15 protein-coding genes and 13 tRNA genes are annotated in these 18,035 nt (G+C 37.9%); 26 read left to right on the forward strand and 2 right to left on the reverse strand.

Translation table 11 applies throughout. From position 1 onward, the window contains the following. The first annotated feature begins 331 nt into the window (after window positions 1–331). The 6 genes from bcaP to uvsE all read left to right on the forward strand — a co-directional run bounded on the left by bcaP (window position 332) and on the right by uvsE (window position 9,044). A complete protein-coding gene (gene bcaP, locus BPMYX0001_RS00955) occupies window positions 332–1,747 on the forward strand; it encodes a branched-chain amino acid transporter BcaP (protein ID WP_018767131.1) in 1,416 nt (471 codons plus the stop codon). Between the two features lie 108 nt (window positions 1,748–1,855). Continuing rightward, window positions 1,856–3,130, forward strand: a complete 1,275-nt coding sequence (locus BPMYX0001_RS00960) for an MDR family MFS transporter (protein WP_006093154.1) — start codon at window positions 1,856–1,858, stop codon at window positions 3,128–3,130. 446 nt (window positions 3,131–3,576) lie between these two features. Then, on the forward strand, window positions 3,577–4,662 hold the full coding sequence (locus BPMYX0001_RS00965) for a D-alanine--D-alanine ligase (RefSeq protein WP_018767130.1): 1,086 nt from the start codon (window positions 3,577–3,579) through the stop codon (window positions 4,660–4,662). Between the two features lie 61 nt (window positions 4,663–4,723). Next, window positions 4,724–6,100: a UDP-N-acetylmuramoyl-tripeptide--D-alanyl-D-alanine ligase gene (locus tag BPMYX0001_RS00970; protein WP_006093155.1), complete on the forward strand. Its 1,377-nt coding sequence runs from the start codon at window positions 4,724–4,726 to the stop codon at window positions 6,098–6,100. A gap of 305 nt (window positions 6,101–6,405) precedes the next feature. Further along, complete coding sequence (gene cshA, locus BPMYX0001_RS00975; RefSeq protein WP_006093156.1) at window positions 6,406–7,992, forward strand: degradosome RNA helicase CshA; 1,587 nt, start codon at window positions 6,406–6,408, stop codon at window positions 7,990–7,992. Between the two features lie 89 nt (window positions 7,993–8,081). Continuing rightward, complete coding sequence (gene uvsE / locus BPMYX0001_RS00980; protein ID WP_006093157.1) at window positions 8,082–9,044, forward strand: UV DNA damage repair endonuclease UvsE; 963 nt, start codon at window positions 8,082–8,084, stop codon at window positions 9,042–9,044. Here uvsE and BPMYX0001_RS00985 read toward each other — a convergent pair. Next, window positions 9,037–9,609 (reverse strand): rhomboid family intramembrane serine protease, encoded by a 573-nt coding sequence (locus tag BPMYX0001_RS00985; protein ID WP_018767126.1) that lies wholly within the window; start codon window positions 9,607–9,609, stop codon window positions 9,037–9,039. The two genes, uvsE and BPMYX0001_RS00985, sit on opposite strands and share 8 nt — an antisense overlap. Window positions 9,610–9,701: 92 nt before the next feature. On the opposite strand from BPMYX0001_RS00985, the gene acpS reads away from it, so the two are divergent. The 6 genes from acpS (at window position 9,702) to BPMYX0001_RS01015 (ending at window position 15,726) form a co-directional block, all read left to right on the forward strand. Then, on the forward strand, window positions 9,702–10,061 hold the full coding sequence (acpS, locus tag BPMYX0001_RS00990) for a holo-ACP synthase (RefSeq protein WP_006093158.1): 360 nt from the start codon (window positions 9,702–9,704) through the stop codon (window positions 10,059–10,061). A gap of 156 nt (window positions 10,062–10,217) precedes the next feature. After that, window positions 10,218–11,165, forward strand: coding sequence for a LolA family protein (locus BPMYX0001_RS00995; protein WP_029427332.1), 948 nt, complete (start codon window positions 10,218–10,220; stop codon window positions 11,163–11,165). A 266-nt stretch (window positions 11,166–11,431) separates the two neighbouring features. Continuing rightward, window positions 11,432–12,601: an alanine racemase gene (gene alr, locus BPMYX0001_RS01000; protein ID WP_006093160.1), complete on the forward strand. Its 1,170-nt coding sequence runs from the start codon at window positions 11,432–11,434 to the stop codon at window positions 12,599–12,601. Between the two features lie 248 nt (window positions 12,602–12,849). After that, window positions 12,850–13,137: an antitoxin EndoAI gene (locus tag BPMYX0001_RS01005; protein ID WP_000004571.1), complete on the forward strand. Its 288-nt coding sequence runs from the start codon at window positions 12,850–12,852 to the stop codon at window positions 13,135–13,137. A 4-nt stretch (window positions 13,138–13,141) separates the two neighbouring features. Further along, window positions 13,142–13,492, forward strand: coding sequence for a type II toxin-antitoxin system endoribonuclease NdoA (gene ndoA / locus BPMYX0001_RS01010; RefSeq protein WP_003194532.1), 351 nt, complete (start codon window positions 13,142–13,144; stop codon window positions 13,490–13,492). A gap of 65 nt (window positions 13,493–13,557) precedes the next feature. Further along, a complete protein-coding gene (locus BPMYX0001_RS01015) occupies window positions 13,558–15,726 on the forward strand; it encodes a Tex family protein (RefSeq protein ID WP_006093162.1) in 2,169 nt (722 codons plus the stop codon). Between the two features lie 109 nt (window positions 15,727–15,835). On the opposite strand, the gene cmpA is transcribed toward BPMYX0001_RS01015, so the two are convergent. Continuing rightward, window positions 15,836–15,952 carry a cortex morphogenetic protein CmpA gene (gene cmpA / locus BPMYX0001_RS30025; RefSeq protein WP_017154227.1) on the reverse strand — a complete coding sequence of 39 codons (117 nt, stop codon included), beginning with the start codon at window positions 15,950–15,952 and terminating at the stop codon, window positions 15,836–15,838. A gap of 255 nt (window positions 15,953–16,207) precedes the next feature. Between cmpA and BPMYX0001_RS01020 the strand changes: the two genes are divergently transcribed. The 14 genes from BPMYX0001_RS01020 (at window position 16,208) to BPMYX0001_RS01085 (ending at window position 18,032) form a co-directional block, all read left to right on the forward strand. Continuing rightward, window positions 16,208–16,693: a SprT family protein gene (locus BPMYX0001_RS01020; RefSeq protein WP_018767122.1), complete on the forward strand. Its 486-nt coding sequence runs from the start codon at window positions 16,208–16,210 to the stop codon at window positions 16,691–16,693. Between the two features lie 83 nt (window positions 16,694–16,776). After that, window positions 16,777–16,851: transfer RNA gene (locus BPMYX0001_RS01025), tRNA-Asn, on the forward strand. Window positions 16,852–16,854: 3 nt separating this feature from the next. Next, window positions 16,855–16,945, forward strand: a tRNA-Ser gene (locus tag BPMYX0001_RS01030). Between the two features lie 8 nt (window positions 16,946–16,953). Continuing rightward, a tRNA-Glu gene (locus tag BPMYX0001_RS01035) sits at window positions 16,954–17,028 on the forward strand. Between the two features lie 5 nt (window positions 17,029–17,033). After that, window positions 17,034–17,109: transfer RNA gene (locus tag BPMYX0001_RS01040), tRNA-Val, on the forward strand. 24 nt (window positions 17,110–17,133) lie between these two features. Beyond that, a tRNA-Met gene (locus BPMYX0001_RS01045) sits at window positions 17,134–17,210 on the forward strand. Window positions 17,211–17,212: 2 nt separating this feature from the next. Then, window positions 17,213–17,288: transfer RNA gene (locus BPMYX0001_RS01050), tRNA-Asp, on the forward strand. Window positions 17,289–17,373: 85 nt separating this feature from the next. Then, a tRNA-Gln gene (locus BPMYX0001_RS01055) sits at window positions 17,374–17,448 on the forward strand. A 5-nt stretch (window positions 17,449–17,453) separates the two neighbouring features. After that, window positions 17,454–17,526 (forward strand) — tRNA-Lys (locus BPMYX0001_RS01060). A gap of 15 nt (window positions 17,527–17,541) precedes the next feature. Next, a tRNA-Leu gene (locus BPMYX0001_RS01065) sits at window positions 17,542–17,622 on the forward strand. A 3-nt stretch (window positions 17,623–17,625) separates the two neighbouring features. After that, a tRNA-Leu gene (locus BPMYX0001_RS01070) sits at window positions 17,626–17,711 on the forward strand. 92 nt (window positions 17,712–17,803) lie between these two features. Then, window positions 17,804–17,880, forward strand: a tRNA-Arg gene (locus BPMYX0001_RS01075). A gap of 3 nt (window positions 17,881–17,883) precedes the next feature. Beyond that, a tRNA-Pro gene (locus tag BPMYX0001_RS01080) sits at window positions 17,884–17,960 on the forward strand. Between the two features lies 1 nt (window position 17,961). After that, window positions 17,962–18,032: transfer RNA gene (locus BPMYX0001_RS01085), tRNA-Gly, on the forward strand. Window positions 18,033–18,035: the final 3 nt, after the last annotated feature.

Consider the following 18,035-nt stretch of genomic DNA (forward strand, 5'->3'; position numbering starts at 1 on the left):
AAAGAAAGAGGCATGCTCATAAAATGATTATGCCTCTTTCTTTGGTTGGAATCGACAATTTATAGAATATCAAAAATAATTATAAAAAGATATAGGGATATAGTTGTATGTATTGTTTGTATATTATTTATCTTTTTATATCGAATTACGAATTTAATATGGTTAAAAACCCAAATGATGGAAATGACTGTGTGTTGATTGCATTTTATTCTACTAGCTGATGAGATGTTTTTCTGCTTATTTCGACAAAAGTATTGACTAAAAAATATGTTATGAGTAAAATAAGAAATAATTAAAATTTTCAGAAAATTAAAATTTAGAGGTGCATGCTATGAAGCAAATTTTTCAAAAAAAGCCGATTGCAAAACTAATGCAAGAAAGTAAACAGAAAACATTAGCTAGAACATTGGGAGCATTGGATTTAACAATGCTTGGAATTGGGGCTATTGTCGGGACAGGTATTTTTGTTCTTACGGGTGTTGTGGCAGCGAAACATTCTGGACCAGCTATCATTTTATCATTTGCTATAGCTGCGTTAGCTTGTGCCTTTGCTGCATTCTGTTATGCAGAATTTGCATCTTCTGTTCCGGTTTCGGGAAGTGTTTACACGTATACGTACGCAACGATGGGAGAGGTATTTGCATTTTTAATTGGATGGGATTTAATGTTGGAATATTTATTAGCAACATCTGCGGTAGCCAATGGATGGTCTGCTTATTTCCAATCTTTGTTAAAAGGTTTTGGGATTCATATTCCGACCATTTTATCTTCTGCTCCTGGAACAGGAAAGGGTGGCCTTATCGATTTACCAGCTGTTATTATCATTTTAATTATGACTGCCCTTTTATCTAGAGGTGTACGTGAAAGTGCTCGCGTAAACAATATTATGGTTTTTATTAAGCTAGCAGTTGTATTACTCTTTATCTTTGCTGGTTTTAATTATGTAAAGCCGGAAAATTGGACGCCGTTCATGCCATTTGGTCTTGATGGTGTAATGGCTGGGGCTGCAACGGTATTCTTTGCATTCATTGGATTTGATGCTGTATCAACGGCAGCGGAGGAGGTAAAACGTCCGCAACGCGATTTACCAATTGGTATTATAGCATCATTACTTATTTGTACGATTCTTTATATCGTTGTTTCACTTATTTTGACAGGAATTGTACCTTATGGTCAGCTGAATATTTCTGATCCTGTAGCTTTCGCACTTCAGTTTATTGGACAAGATGGTTTAGCGGGTGTTATTTCGGTAGGAGCAATTACAGGGATTACAACTGTAATGTTAGTTATGATGTATGGGCAGGTTCGTGTTTCATATGCAATGAGTCGCGATGGGTTATTACCAAAGCGTCTTGCGAAAGTTCATCCGAAATTTAAAACACCGTTTTTAAATACATGGACGACAGGAATTATCGCAGCACTTATTTCGGGGCTTATCGACTTAAATGTATTAGCACACCTTGTAAATATGGGAACATTATCGGCATTTGCTCTTGTAGCAGTTGCGGTTATCGTAATGAGAAAAACACACCCAGATTTACCACGTGTTTTTAAAGTGCCACTTGTACCAGTTTTACCTGCATTAACGGTTATCTTTTGTGTATATTTAATGCTTCAATTATCAGGAACCGCATGGATGAGTTTCGGCATTTGGATGGTGATTGGTGTAGCATTTTACTTCTTATATAGTCGAAAGCATAGTGTTTTAAGTAATAAAAAAGATGAGGAGAATGCAGCGAATTTATAGGGAAAAGATCCGTTCTAAATAGAATAGAACGGATCTTTTATTTTGAAAATTTACATTTTTCTAAAATTAATATAAGATAAGGAGTGGTTGATTAAAGGGGTGTTGTAAATGAAAAAGACATGGCGTGAATTACAAGCAATGGACCGTAATGTGTGGATTCGTTTTATAGGAGAAACACTGAATGGAATTGCAATGATGATGTTAATGCCATTTTTTGCATTGTATTTAAAAGATAAAGTAGATTCTTTATTACAAGTAGGGATTATTATGGCGCTTTCTCCTATTGCGGCAAGCTTTGGTTCGCTTATAGGTGGCCGAATTGCTGATATATATGGTAGAAAACCTATTATGATATTTTCGATGGCAAGTAATGCATTGTTGATGCTCGGTTTTTTATTTATAGAAGGATTTATTCCTTATGCTATTTTGTCTATTTTTTTAGGGTTAAGTAATTCATTATTTCATCCAGCAGCATCGGCGATGGTAGCGGATGTCACAGCGCCTGAAAAGAGGACGGAGGCATACGGTTTATTGCGAATGGGGCATAATATTGGCGCGGCAATCGGACCGATTATGGGTGCTTCTGTAGTTGTACTTTCGAAAAACCTTGTATTTATTATTGCTTCCTCTACAATGCTGCTTTATGCACTTCTTGTGTTAATGCTTATTCAAGAAACGATGCCGAAAACTGCATTGAAAGAGGACGGGAATACGAAAAAGGAAGCAGAATCTGTTTGGAAAGTTGTTTTGAGAGATAAGGTACTTATGATTTATTTATTGGCTGGTATTATTATTTCCATGGGTTTCTCGCAAACAGAAGGCATGCTCCCCCTTCATTTTGATAATGAAATGAAAGAAATCTTTGGGAAAAATAACCCATATCCATATTTAATGGCTTTAAACGGCTTGTTAGTTGTCTTATTCCAATTCCAAATTTCAAAATGGGCAACAGATAAACCAGTTGGAAAGACAATGTTATATGGGGCATGGTTATTTGGAATCGGGCTGTTATTCATCGGTTGGCTTCCAAGGTGGTTTGGTGAATTTGGAACAGAGGGTACGGTTATTTTAATAACATTACTTGTTGTCTATGCGGTATATACGCTAGGTGAAATGATTATGTCTCCTGTACAAATGACATTTGTTGCAAATTTGGCACCAGAGCATTTACGTGGAACATATATGGGGGCGGCAAGTTTGCAGTGGATTACAGGGAATGCGTTCGGCCCGCTTCTTGGCGGACTACTACTTGATCGATCGCTTGGGCATGTATTGTTTACGATTTTAGGAGTGGGGTGTGTAATAGCCGGTCTTGTATATATTTCTTTAGATCACCTTGTAGAACAAAGACAAAAGGGAAATGTGGCGAAACAATCTTCTTAATCAATAGGTGACATACACAAAAAACAGCATTTCTTCATATATATTAGATACATAACTAGATCAAGGGATGACACAGATTTGGTGCAAGAAAAGGATATGAATTTACAATAGCTGTTCGTAAAAATGCAATTGGTGAAACCATTCTGCCATTTATCCCGCTATTTGCGGGCAGTAAGACCCCCGCCTCAAAATTCAGCAAAAGTAAAGAAGTTAGGTGGGGGGAATTGCCCGTAAAAGCCGGATTCGTTCAACTAATAATCAGTGAGGGATGAAGAAAATCCCCACTGATTAAAGTTTCACTTTATGGAAGTTTCATTTTATCGCGCTATTCGAAGGCGGTAAGACTCCTATTGAGAAAAGTTTTACTTTATTTCAAATAGGAACTGCCTATTTTTATAAAAAGTGCTAAAATAGAAAAATGAAAACAATTGGTTAGGGTGATTTCATTGACGAAAATTAAATTAGGTTTATTATATGGTGGGAAATCAGCAGAGCATCAAGTTTCATTACAAACAGCTCTTGCTGCTATTAAAGCATTAAATCAAGAAAAATTCGAGATTCATCCAATTTATATTACAGAGCAAGGCCAATGGATGCGTGGTGAACGCATTGAAGGTGAAGTAACGAGCGTGCAAGCATTGCAAATGAATGGAGAGGAAAATGCAATTTCTCCAGTATCATTAAGTACAGAAATTATACCTTCTTCTTCTAAGCAAGAAGAGGCAATTGATGTTATTTTCCCGCTGTTACATGGACCGAATGGTGAAGATGGAACAGTACAAGGATTATTAGAGTTAATGAATATTCCATACGTTGGTAACGGTGTATTAGCATCAGCTGCTGGTATGGATAAAGTTGTTATGAAAAATATCTTTGCTGAAGCTGGATTGAAACAAGCGAAGTATGCATCTTTCATTCGCAGTGTATGGGAGAAAAATTGCCAAGCAGCTTATGAAAAGGTAGAAGAAGTATTAGGCTACCCATGCTTTGTCAAACCAGCGAACCTTGGATCAAGTGTTGGTATCAATAAATGTAAAGATCGTGAAGAATTAGAAAAAGCATTTGAAGAAGCGTTCCAATTTGACCGCAAAATTATCGTAGAAGAAAATATTGTAGGTCGTGAAGTGGAAGTTGGCGTTTTAGGTAATGATGAGCCAAAATGTTCTGTTATCGGTGAGATTGTACCGAAGAAAGAGTTTTATGATTATAAATCAAAATACATTGATGGCGATACGGCATTAATTATTCCAGCTGAAGTTACAGAAGAAGAGTCAAAGGCGATTCAAAGAGATGCAATTCGTGCATTCCAATCTTTAGATGGTGCTGGATTAACAAGAGCGGATTTCTTCTTAACGAAAGATGGGGAAGTATATATTAATGAAGTAAATACAATGCCAGGATTTACGCCATTTAGTATGTTCCCGCTGCTATGGCAACACACGGATTTGCCATATCCGAAGTTAATTGAAGAATTGATTCGTTTGGCAATTGAGCGTCACGAAGAAAAGCAAAAAATTAAATATACAATCTAACAAAAAAGGGGGAAGCACTATTCAAGAGAATAGTGTTTCTTCTATGTAAGGAGTGGTATGTATGATGAAACGAACGTTAAAACAAGTAGAGCAAATGGTAATGGGTGCAGGCTTAGCGGAAAAATACGTTAATGAAACTGTACAAGGTGTATCTATTGATACAAGAAAAATTACAACAGGAAACTTATACATTCCGATTCAGGGTGATCGCTTTGATGGTCATTCTTTTGTAGAAAAAGCAATTGAAAATGGCGCTGTAGCTACGCTTTGGAAAAAAAATGTGCAAAATCCTCCTGTGAATATACCAGTGATTTTTGTAGAAGATACATTAGAAGCGCTGCAAACATTAGCAAAAAGCTATCGTGATCAGTTAGATGTAAAAGTTATAGGTGTAACAGGAAGTAACGGTAAAACGTCTACGAAAGATATTGTGACAAGCCTCCTTGCAACCAAATTTAAGGTTCAAAAAACAGAGGGGAACTTTAATAACCATATCGGTTTGCCGCTTACTATTTTAAGCCTAGAAGAAAATACAGAAATGGCTGTATTGGAGATGGGAATGTCGAGTCGAGGTGAAATTGAATTTTTATCTAAGTTAGCTCGCCCGAACGCTGCAATCATTACAAATATTGGGGAAGCACATTTGATGGATTTAGGATCTCGCGATGCGATTGCTGAGGCGAAACTTGAAATTGTTACAGGATTACAGGATGGTGGAGTATTTGTATACAATGGTGATGAACCGCTTTTAACAAATCGTGTTCCGAGCATGAACCTAGCTGCGGAGACAATTACATTTGGTGATGCAAGGGCGAATAATTATTATCCAACATCTGTAACGTTGCAGGCGACAGGAACGTACTTTAAGATGAATCAGGATGAGAATGTCGTGTTCTATCTTCCAGTTCTTGGGAAACATAATGTGTATAATACACTTGCATCAATGGCGATTGCGAAATACTTCGGTGTAACGTGGGAAGAAATGAAGCAAGGTTTAGTAACACTTCAAATGACAGGTATGCGAATGGAAATTGTGAAAACAGAAAATGGGTTAACAATTATTAATGACGCATATAATGCAAGTCCAACAGCTATGGAAGCTGCCTTTCATTTAATGAATGGTTTAGACGGATTTTCTAAAAAAATTGTTGTTCTTGGTGATATGCTAGAGCTTGGAGACCAAGAGGTGCAATTTCATTATGAAGTTGGTAAGTTAATTGACCCTGCACGAATCTCCTATGTATTTACGTACGGTAGACTTGGGGCGCAAATTGCTGAAGGAGCAAAAATTAACTTCCCTAATGAACGTGTAAAAGTATATGACAATAAAGAAGAGCTTGTAAAAAATTTACAAGCAATCGTTGATGTGAAAGACGTTGTATTAGTGAAAGCATCTCGCGGAATGAAGTTGGAAGAAGTTATTACGATGTTGAAATAATTGGTGCGTGTAAATAGGGATGATAGATACAAAAATAGTGGAAACTGCTAATAAGCGCTTACAGTAAAAAATAAAAAAATAAAAGTGAAGAAAAAAGCTCTTTATATGAAATAAGGTAACAGTTGGGTTTGCTTTTTGCACATACAAAACTTATAATTGATAAAGTGTAATAACGTTTAGAAGTATTTTCGCGAAGAATATACGCCCGTTTATATACGTGAGCATTCAGGAAAAGGGCTTTTCCGCAAATTCGGAAAACGCCTTTTTTTAAATGATAAGTATAGGATAGAAAAGGAGAAGTAACATTGACAACATTTCGAGAATTAGGATTAAGTGATTCTTTACTGCAATCTGTTGAAAGTATGGGCTTTGAAGAGGCTACGCCAATTCAAGCTGAAACAATTCCACATGCATTGCAAGGTAAAGACATTATTGGGCAAGCACAAACAGGTACAGGGAAAACAGCAGCATTTGGATTACCACTATTAGATAAAGTGGATACACATAAAGAATCAGTTCAAGGTATTGTTATCGCGCCAACGCGTGAATTAGCAATCCAAGTTGGAGAAGAACTTTACAAAATTGGTAAACATAAACGTGTTCGTATTTTACCAATCTATGGTGGCCAAGATATTAACCGCCAAATTCGTGCTCTAAAAAAACACCCACACATTATTGTTGGTACGCCGGGTCGTATTTTAGATCATATTAACCGTAAAACACTTCGTCTACAAAACGTAGAAACTGTTGTTCTTGACGAAGCAGATGAAATGTTAAACATGGGCTTCATTGAAGATATTGAAGCAATTTTAACAGATGTGCCAGAAACACATCAAACATTATTATTCTCAGCAACAATGCCAGACCCAATCCGTCGTATTGCTGAGCGTTTCATGACTGAGCCTCAACACATTAAAGTAAAAGCAAAAGAAGTAACAATGCCAAACATTCAGCAGTTCTATTTAGAAGTGCAAGAAAAGAAAAAGTTTGACGTGTTAACACGCTTATTAGATATTCAATCTCCAGAGCTTGCGATTGTATTTGGTCGCACAAAGCGTCGTGTGGATGAGTTATCAGAAGCTTTAAACTTACGCGGTTATGCAGCAGAAGGTATTCATGGTGATTTAACACAAGCGAAACGTATGTCTGTATTGCGTAAATTTAAAGAAGGTTCTATTGAAGTTCTTGTTGCAACAGACGTTGCGGCGCGTGGTCTTGATATTTCAGGTGTAACACACGTATATAACTTCGATATTCCACAAGATCCAGAATCATATGTTCACCGTATTGGTCGTACTGGCCGTGCTGGTAAAAAAGGTATTGCAATGCTATTTGTAACGCCACGTGAATCAGGACAATTAAAAAATATCGAACAGACAACAAAACGCAAAATTGACCGTATGAATGCACCGACACTTGACGAAGCATTAGAAGGTCAACAACGTTTAATCGCAGAAAAACTTCAAAGCACAATTGAAAGTGATAACTTAGCATACTACAAACGTATTGCAGAAGAAATGTTAGAAGAAAATGATTCTGTAACTGTTGTAGCAGCTGCTTTAAAAATGATGACAAAAGAGCCAGATACAACACCGATTGCTTTAACATCAGAGCCACCAGTTGTTTCAAGAGGTTCTAAAAAGCGCGGTGGTAACGGAAATGGATACCGTGATGGTAACCGTAACCGTAGTCGCGATGGACGCGGTGGAGATGGTCGTAATCGTGATCGCAACCGTGATGGTCGCAATCGTGACGGTAACCGTGATGGTAATCGTGATGGTAATCGTGATGGTAATCGTAACCGTGGTCGTAAAGGTGAAGGTCAGGGGCGCCCAGGATCTTCAAATGGACGCGGCGAAAGAAAACATCATAGCCGTAAGCCACAAGCTTAATAAAAAAGAGGATGACCAAAAGGTCATCCTCTTTTTTATTTGTGTAATTGTGCATACTACAAGTAAGTTGTATAGAAAAGAGGGACTTTATGCTTGTAAGACTTGGTTATGTAGCGATGAGTGTACATTTAAACAATGCATCTCCATCTCAAACGATGACATATGCACAATTTCAACGTATTAAAGATCGAGAGGCGGCGATTCATAAACTTGAAAGAATTGCTAATTCTAATTTAGAAAATTGTTTACGGTTATTAAAGCATAATAAGGGACATGATATAGCATTTTTTCGGCTTAGTTCAAAGTTAATTCCTCTAGCAAACCATGAAGAATTGTTGGATTGGAATTACATTCGTCCTTTAAAAGAGAAATTAAAAGAAGTGGGTGAGTATGCGCATCGGATGAAGATGAGGATCGATTTTCATCCTGATCACTTTGTTGTGCTAAATTCACCGCAAGAAAATATTTTAAAACAATCAATAAAGACGCTTCAAATGCATCGGAAATTATTGAAAGGAATGGGCATACAGCGGAGTCATCGCGCTGTGTTACATGTTGGTGGTGGATATGATGATAAAGAACTTGCGTTAGAACGTTTCATTGAAAATTGGTCAAATGTTCCTGCAAGTATTCAAGAAATGATTATGTTAGAAAATGATGATACGACCTTTTCATTAAAAGAAACACTATATTTAGGTGAAAAATTGGCAGTTCCAGTCGTGTTTGACCTGCATCATCATATGATGAATAACGATGAAGAAGATTGGTATGAAGATTGGGAGCGTGTAGTAAATACTTGGAAAACATCTTTATTACCAATCAAAATGCATATTTCCAGCCCGAGAGAAGGCAATGATCCTCGAGCGCACGCAGACTTTATTAATGCAGATACATTTCTATCCTTTTTACAGAAAATCAAAGGTAGCGTTTCGCAAATTGATTGTATGATTGAAGCGAAAAAGAAGGATGAATCTTTATTTCGATTAATACGAGATCTTGGTACAAAATCAGAGGTGGAAATGATTGATGGCGGGAGCTTTTATATTAAATAAGCTCTACACCATCGTTTTTTTTTGCTAAAAATGGAGTGCAAATACCACCAATTAGTAGTCCGGTTAAATGGCTAATAGGATTAGCGGACGGATTGAAGAATGTGAAAAGAAGTAATAGTAATATAATTGAAGAAAAGAAAATTAACTCTTTTGGTTGAGAAGACCGATAGCGACTATATAAAAGAAAAAGCTGTGCACCGAGTAATCCGAAAATTCCACCTGATGCGCCGGCATGAACATACCCGATGGGCATAATAATATAAGAGAAAATATTGCCGCTAATGCCAGCAGTAAAAAATAAAATAGGGAATCGAATACTCCCTAGTTGTTTTTCGATAGATTGACCGAGAAGAAATAGACAAATGCTATTGGAAAGAAAGTGCTGAAAGTCTACATGTATAAATAGAGAAGTTATAAATCGCCACCATTCTCCCTTAGAAATATATTCATTGTAAGCAGCTAAAGTAGGGAAGAAAAGATCTCCTATTATCATCATGATTAGTTGCAAGAAAAGTAAAGAGAGAATGACGGGTTGTAAGGTGGTTCGCATATAGGGTATTGGCATTTTATATTTTCACTCCTTTTGCATCAGAAAGATTCTCTGTTATTCTTACAATATGAATGAAGGAAGACAAATAGAAGAAGGGGAATTTTGAAATGATTATAGGGATCGGAATTGATATTATCGAACTAAATCGAATTGAAAAAATGCTAGATGGAAAGCTTAAATTTATGGAGCGTATTTTAACTGAGGAGGAACGTAGTGTTGCTTCTAAATTAAAAGGGAATCGTCTTGTAGAATTTGTAGCGGGAAGATTTGCAGCGAAAGAAGCGTATTCTAAAGCTCTTGGAACAGGTATTGGAAAAGAAGTAAGTTTTTTGGATATTAAAATAAAAAATGATGATAGAGGTAAGCCAGTTCTTATTGCAAATACAGAGCACATCGTTCATCTATCAATCAGTCATAGTAGAGAATTTGCAGTGGCACAGGTTGTTTTAGAAAGCTCGTCACGCTAGTCTGCATATTTTACATCTTTGTCTCATATATTTGATTTAGCGATAAGGAAGAAATATCTTCCATTCATTTATAGGGGCAAAGGGGCTGAAATGATGAAAAGGCGGCTATTTTTAGTTATTGTCGGTTTATTGACCGTTTTCGTGTTAGCGGGTTGTATGGAAAAGAAACAGGAAGACATCGTGCGAGATTTAGAAGCGAAGGTTAAGAGTATGAAGAGTTATCAAGCTGAAGCAAAGTTATCTATTAAAACGGGGAATGAACCACAAGAGTATAACGTGGAAGTTTGGCACAAAGAACCTTCTTATTATCGTGTGAATTTAAAAAACACGAAAAAGGATCAAAGTCAAATTATTTTACGAAATAATGAGGGTGTTTTTGTATTAACGCCAGCTCTTAATAAAAGTTTTCGATTTCAAAGCGACTGGCCGCAAAATAGCAGCCAAGCTTATTTGTATGAGTCACTTGTAAGAGATATTTTAAATGATAAGAATCTTTCATTTGAGAAAACGGATAAATATTATGTGTTTAAAACAAAAACGAATTATCACCATCAAAATATGCTGCCGAAGCAAGAGATTAAATTTAATAAAAGTGATTTAGCGCCTGTTTCGGTGAAATTGATGGATAATGATCAAAATGTTCTTGTGAAAGTAGATTTTTCAAAAGTGAAGTTTGATACAAAGTTTGATAAGGGGGCATTTGATACGAAACAAAATATGTCCAGGGCGCAAGTGGATGTGCAAACAACAGCGAAAGAAGATAAGCCATTTGCTATTTTATATCCACGTGATACTCCGCAAGGGATGGTTTTAAATGAAGAAAAAGAGTTAAAGACAGACAGTGGTAAGCGTGCGATACTCACATACACTGGAAATAAGAAATCCTTTACATTGATACAAGAAAAAGCGAAGGTTGCTGAAGCTTCAGCGTCAATAAGTGTAAGTGGAGAGTTAGTCGATCTTGGTTTTACAATTGGTGCTCTAGCGAAAGACTCATTAACATGGTCGCATAACGGAGTGGAATATATGCTCGTGTCTAAAGATTTAAAACCAGATGAGCTGTTAATGGTAGCTCGTTCTGTTGCAGAAAAGCAGGTGAAATAAAGTGGAAATTCCATCAGTGGGGGATTCCAAATTGATGGAAAGTCATCACAAATCAGGCTTTTACGGGCAGTTACTCCCCATCTATTTTCTTTGTTTTTCTCTAAATCTTGAGGGTGGGGTTTTAATGCCCGTGAATAGCGGGATAAACTTTTAAGGCGTGGTGATGTATATGCACCACGTTTTTTCTTGTCTTGAGGAATGGATTTCATAAAAAGACGAATATAAAAGAATGAGCTTCGCATATCGTATATAAGGAAGTGTTTTTTATGGAAAAATCATCGTTTTACCGTGATACGTGGGTAGAAGTAAATTTGGATGAAATTTACAATAATGTAACGCACATTAAAGAAATCATTCCGGAAAGTGTCGAGATTTTTGCTGTAGTGAAAGCGAACGCATATGGACATGACTATGTTCTAGTAGCAAGAACAGCATTAGAAGCAGGAGCAACAAGATTAGCAGTTGCTTTTTTAGATGAGGCACTAGTACTTAGGCGCGCTGGGATTACTGCACCAATTTTAGTAATAGGTCCTTCACCGCCACGTGATGTGAATGTAGCTGCTGAGAATGATGTAGCACTAACTGTTTTTCAAAAGGAATGGGTTGAAGAAGCAGTAGAAATTTGGGATAGCCCGTTCCCGATGAAGTTTCATATTAACTTCGATAGTGGTATGGGTAGAATTGGGATTCGTGAACGTAAAGAGCTAAAAGAGTTCTTACGAAGCTTAGAAGATGCCCCCTTTTTGGAGTTGGAAGGGGTATATACGCATTTTGCAACAGCAGATGAAGTAGAGACATCTTACTTTGATAAGCAGTATAACACTTTTTTAGAGCAACTTAGTTGGTTGAAAGCATTCGGGGTGAATCCAACATTTATTCATACGGCAAATAGTGCAGCTACTATGCGATTTGATGGAATTACATTTAATGCAGTTCGAATTGGAATTGCAATGTATGGGTTATCACCTTCTGTAGAAATACGCCCTTATTTACCAATTAAATTAGAACCTGCTCTTTCACTTCATACAACAGTCGCACATATTAAACGAGTCATTAAAGGTGATAGGATTAGCTATAATGTCACATATCGGACGAAGACAGAAGAGTGGATTGCAACAGTACCGATTGGATATGCAGATGGTTGGCTTAGACGACTACAGGGATTTGAAGTGCTCGTTCAGGGGAAAAGAGTTCCTATTGTAGGTCGGATTACAATGGATCAATGTATGTTGCATCTTCCCTGTGAAGTACCACTTGGAACAAAGGTTACCCTGATTGGACAGCAAGGTGATGAGTACATTAGTGCAACTGAGGTTGCCGAGTATTCAAATACCATTAATTATGAGATTATCGCGACAATTAGTTTTCGTGTTCCACGTGTATTCATACGACATGGGGAAGTGGTAAAAGTAATAAACTATTTAAATGATATATAAGCAAACATCTTTGTGATAGTTCCTACTTGCTAGTTATCAATGATGATGGGGGCTCCTGTTCGTGGAAATTCCCCTTCACTTCTTGTTAAAAAGAGATAAAAAGTAAATGAGAGTGAATGTTTTATTTGTTAATTGGAAAACATAAACAAGGAATAAGGAAGTCTTTGCAACAGGCTCCATACAATGGTATTATTACAATAGGTGTCATATATATTTGGGTGTGTAGTTGACGGTGGAGGTGTATTTTTGTGTCCGAATCAAGTGTAACTACTGAAATCGTGGTTCGGTTGCCAAAGCAAGTGGTAACGGAATTGGACGGAATTGGAAAACAAGAGAATAAGAATCGCCATGAACTAATTTGCCAGGCAACACAACTGTTATTGCGTCAACATAAGACGAAGAAACGCTACCAACATGAATCAATGCGACGTGGGTACATTGAAATGGGAAAAATTAATCTTGGTATTGCATCTGAAGCTTTCTTAGCAGAGTATGAAGCAGCTCATACAGTAGAACGCTTAGTTAGCGGGGGGTAATATTTTGATTGTAAAACGCGGCGACGTGTATTTTGCAGACCTTTCCCCAGTTGTTGGTTCTGAGCAAGGAGGCGTTCGTCCGGTTCTTGTCATTCAAAATGACATCGGAAATCGTTTTAGTCCAACTGTGATTGTAGCGGCTATTACTGCACAGATTCAGAAAGCAAAATTGCCCACACATGTGGAAATCGATGCAAAAAAGTACGGATTTGAGAGAGATTCTGTTATCTTGCTCGAGCAGATTCGAACAATCGATAAGCAACGCTTAACGGACAAAATCACTCATTTAGATGAGATGATGATGAGTCGTGTAGACGAAGCTTTACAAATTAGTTTAGGACTAATAGATTTTTAAATCGGCAGTTTAAGTTGCTCTCTTTTAGGGGCAACTTTTTTTATTAGAGGAGGTTTCGGTTGTATATGGGAATGGTAGATAATCGACAAGCGTTAATGAAAATGTTAGTGAAAGAATTAGGCTTTACAGAAAAGCAAGTTCGTCATGTTATTCAATTAACAGAAGAAGGTAATACAGTTCCATTTATTGCTCGTTACCGAAAGGAATGGACAGGTTCTTTAGATGAAGTGCAAATCCGTGCAATCTTAGAAAGATGGCAATATATGATGCAACTTGAAGATCGAAAAGAAGAGGTTCTTCGTCTGATTAATGAAAAGGGAAAATTAACAGAAGATCTGCACCATCATATTTTATCTGCAACAAAGTTACAAGAAGTAGAAGATTTGTACCGTCCTTATAAAGAAAAAAGAAGAACAAAAGCAACAATCGCGAAGGATAAGGGGCTAGAGCCACTAGCTGAATGGTTACTTCTATTTACAAAAGAAGATCCGACAGGTAAGGCAAAGGAATTTGTTAATGCCGAGAAAGAAGTACAATCCGCTCAAGAAGCACTTCAAGGTGCACAAGATATTATTGCAGAACTTATATCGGATAATGCGGCGTACCGCAGCTGGATTCGAAATGTTACCTTTAAAAAAGGAATGATTGCGTCCTCTGTAAAAGATGAAGAAAAAGATGAAAAAAATATATATGAGATGTATTACGGTTATGAAGAGCCACTGCAAAAGATTGTACCTCATCGTGTATTAGCTATGAACCGTGGTGAAAAAGAAGAGGTCCTAAAAGCTTCTGTTGTCCCGCCAATAGAAGAGATTGTTCGTTTTTTACATAAAAAAGTAATTCATGATGTTTCTTTTGAAAGTGCAGATTATGTACAATTAGCAATTGAAGACGGATATAAGAGATTAATTCAGCCATCAATTGAAAGGGAAATTCGAAAAGAATTAACTGAAAAAGCAGAAGAACAAGCGATTCATATTTTCTCTGAGAACTTACGTAATTTGTTATTACAGCCACCTATGAAAGGGAAAGTGGTATTAGCGGTAGATCCTGCGTATCGAACAGGATGTAAGTTAGCAGTAGTAGATGATACAGGGAAAGTTCTGCATATTGATGTTATTTATCCGCATCCGCCTGTTCGAAAATATGAAGATGCAAAAGCAAAAGTTGTTTCTATTCTAGAAAAATATCAGGTTCAGATGATTGCGATTGGAAATGGTACAGCTTCTAGGGAAACGGAAGAGTTTATAGTAGATGTCTTACAGGTAGTACCGCAAGATGTATTTTATATTATTGTCAATGAAGCTGGTGCTAGTGTATATTCAGCTTCTGATTTGGCTCGTGAAGAATTTCCGGATTTGCAAGTTGAGGAAAGAAGTGCCATTTCGATTGGAAGACGTCTGCAAGATCCGCTTGCCGAACTTGTGAAAATTGATCCGAAATCAGTTGGGGTAGGGCAATATCAACATGATGTATCGCAAAAGAGATTAAATGAATCATTAACATTTGTCGTGGAAACAGCCGTTAACCAAGTAGGAGTGAATGTGAATACAGCTTCTGTAGCGCTATTGCAGTACGTTTCCGGATTATCAAAAACAGTTGCGAAAAATATTGTAAAAAAACGTGAAGAAGATGGGAAATTTACAAAGCGTACAGAGTTGAAGGGAATACCACGTTTAGGCGCCAAAACGTATGAGCAATGCATTGGTTTCTTACGTATACTAGAAGGTAAAAATCCACTTGATAGAACAAGTATTCATCCAGAGCAGTATAAAAATGTTGAGTTACTATTAAAGAGTTTAGGATTATCGATTGATGATGTAGGACAACCGCACTTACAAAAGTGTTTAGAAGGAGTAGAGCTCTCTAAATTATCTCAAGAGATAAATATCGGTGAGCCGACATTAATTGATATTATAGATGCTTTAATTAGTCCGGAACGAGATCTGCGTGATGAATTACCAAAACCACTTTTGAAAAAGGGAATTCTCAAATTAGAAGATTTAAAGCGTGGCATGGAGTTAGAAGGAACTGTTCGAAATGTTGTTGACTTTGGTGCGTTTGTCGATATTGGTGTGAAACAAGATGGTTTAGTACATATTTCTAAACTTAGCAAACAGTTTGTGAAGCATCCGTTAGATGTGGTGTCTGTCGGGCAAATTGTAAAGGTCTGGGTAGATGATGTTGATATGAAAAAAGGGCGCGTTGCCTTAGCAATGTTACCTATTGAATAATAATGGGAAGAGGGCAGGTATGACACTGCTCTTTTTTTATGAACGGATGTTAGTGAAATTTGAATTAGTGGGGGAGCCTTCATCCCCCACTGATATAACGTTCACTTTATCAGGAATTTTGATGTGTTTTGCTATAATAAAACCAGCATTCATTTAGTAACTTAATTTGATACCGGTTTTTTTCGAAATATGCACGTTGCATTTGTTTTCGGAGCCACGTAGGCATAAGAATCCCTCCTTGTTTAATCCGGCTCTAACAAGTAGCCCCCCTATACATTGAGATAAGATTCGAAGTAAGTAAAAAGCTCAATTTCGGGAACTGCTTATAAGAGTTTGGTTAGCGAAGTTCTATGGATAGATGAGGAAGAGGGTAGTTCATAGAAATTGCACTTTTGAATGAGGATGGGTATATGTACTATTTAATATATGTATAAGAAAGAGGAAAAGTGTAAGTTTATTTTTAGTTTTTGGGGGAATGAAAATGAATGAAAAAGAAGTTCAAAGACTTGTAGAAGAAATATCGTTGCAATATTTCGGTAGGGCTTTTTTACATAAAGCAATGTTCAATAAACGACTACGTACAACTGGTGGGAGGTATTTATTGCGAAGTCATAATATAGAATTAAACTATCGTTATTATGAAGTGTATGGAGAAGAAGAACTGATTGGCGTTATTAAGCATGAGTTGTGTCATTATCATTTGCATATTATGGGGAAAGGGTACCAACATCGAGATCGAGATTTTCGTCAGTTAATGAAGAAGGTTGGTGCGCCTAGATTCTGTAAGAGAATGAGCGAAGAAGAGAAGGTGATTAAAACTCATATGTATGAATGTATGAGATGTTTTCTTCAATATAGAAGAAGGCGTCAAATAAATACAAAAAGATATGTTTGCGGGAAGTGTAAAGGTAGATTGAAAGAGATAAAAAACACCTTGACAGTTAAAAATCAATCCAGTATATTATAAACATGTCACGTTTGTACAAGAATTTGTATAAACGACTTGACTTATAGTATGAACTTTTATAAGATATAACTTGTCTTTCTTATTCCGCAGTAGCTCAGTGGTAGAGCTATCGGCTGTTAACCGATCGGTCGTAGGTTCGAGTCCTACCTGCGGAGCCATACAGAGAAGTACCCAAGTGGCTCAAGGGGCTCCCCTGCTAAGGGAGTAGATCGCTAACGCGGTGCGAGGGTTCGAATCCCTTCTTCTCTGCCATTCATATTGGCCCGTTGGTCAAGTGGTTAAGACACCGCCCTTTCACGGCGGTAACACGGGTTCGAATCCCGTACGGGTCACCACTTTTGGAGGATTAGCTCAGCTGGGAGAGCACCTGCCTTACAAGCAGGGGGTCGGCGGTTCGATCCCGTCATCCTCCACCATATATAACATATGAATAGTATCGTCGCGGGGTGGAGCAGTTCGGTAGCTCGTCGGGCTCATAACCCGAAGGTCGCAGGTTCAAATCCTGTCCCCGCAACCAATGGTCCCGTGGTGTAGTGGTTAACATGCCTGCCTGTCACGCAGGAGATCGCCGGTTCGACCCCGGTCGGGACCGCCATTTTAACTTCTGCCTTTGAGCAGTTGTTTTTTATTGGTTATTGTGATATGATGATTTTCGTCTCAAAAAACATTATATTTTTTGATGGGCTATAGCCAAGCGGTAAGGCAACGGACTTTGACTCCGTCATGCGCTGGTTCGAATCCAGCTAGCCCAGCCATTTACGAGCCATTAGCTCAGTTGGTAGAGCATCTGACTTTTAATCAGAGGGTCGAAGGTTCGAGTCCTTCATGGCTCATTCTTTTTTATTTCCGCGGGTGTGGCGGAATTGGCAGACGCACCAGACTTAGGATCTGGCGCCTTTGGCGTGGGGGTTCGACTCCCTTCACCCGCATATGCGGTCGTGGCGGAATGGCAGACGCGCTAGGTTGAGGGCCTAGTGGGGGAAACCCCGTGGAGGTTCAAGTCCTCTCGGCCGCACCAAAGAAAAATAAAAAAGTGCTTGCATTTGAAAATGCAGTGTGATAAGATAATTGAGTCGCTGAAATACAACAACGACAAAACATCATGAATAAGCGCCCGTAGCTCAATTGGATAGAGCGTTTGACTACGGATCAAAAGGTTAGGGGTTCGAGTCCTCTCGGGCGCGCCATAACGGGAAGTGGCTCAGCTTGGTAGAGCACCTGGTTTGGGACCAGGGGGTCGCAGGTTCAAATCCTGTCTTCCCGACCACGCGGGTGTAGTTTAGTGGTAAAACAAGAGCCTTCCAAGCTCTGGTCGAGAGTTCGATTCTCTTCACCCGCTTTT

The organism is Bacillus pseudomycoides DSM 12442, assembly GCF_000161455.1.
GTDB classification, from domain to species: domain Bacteria; phylum Bacillota; class Bacilli; order Bacillales; family Bacillaceae_G; genus Bacillus_A; species Bacillus_A pseudomycoides.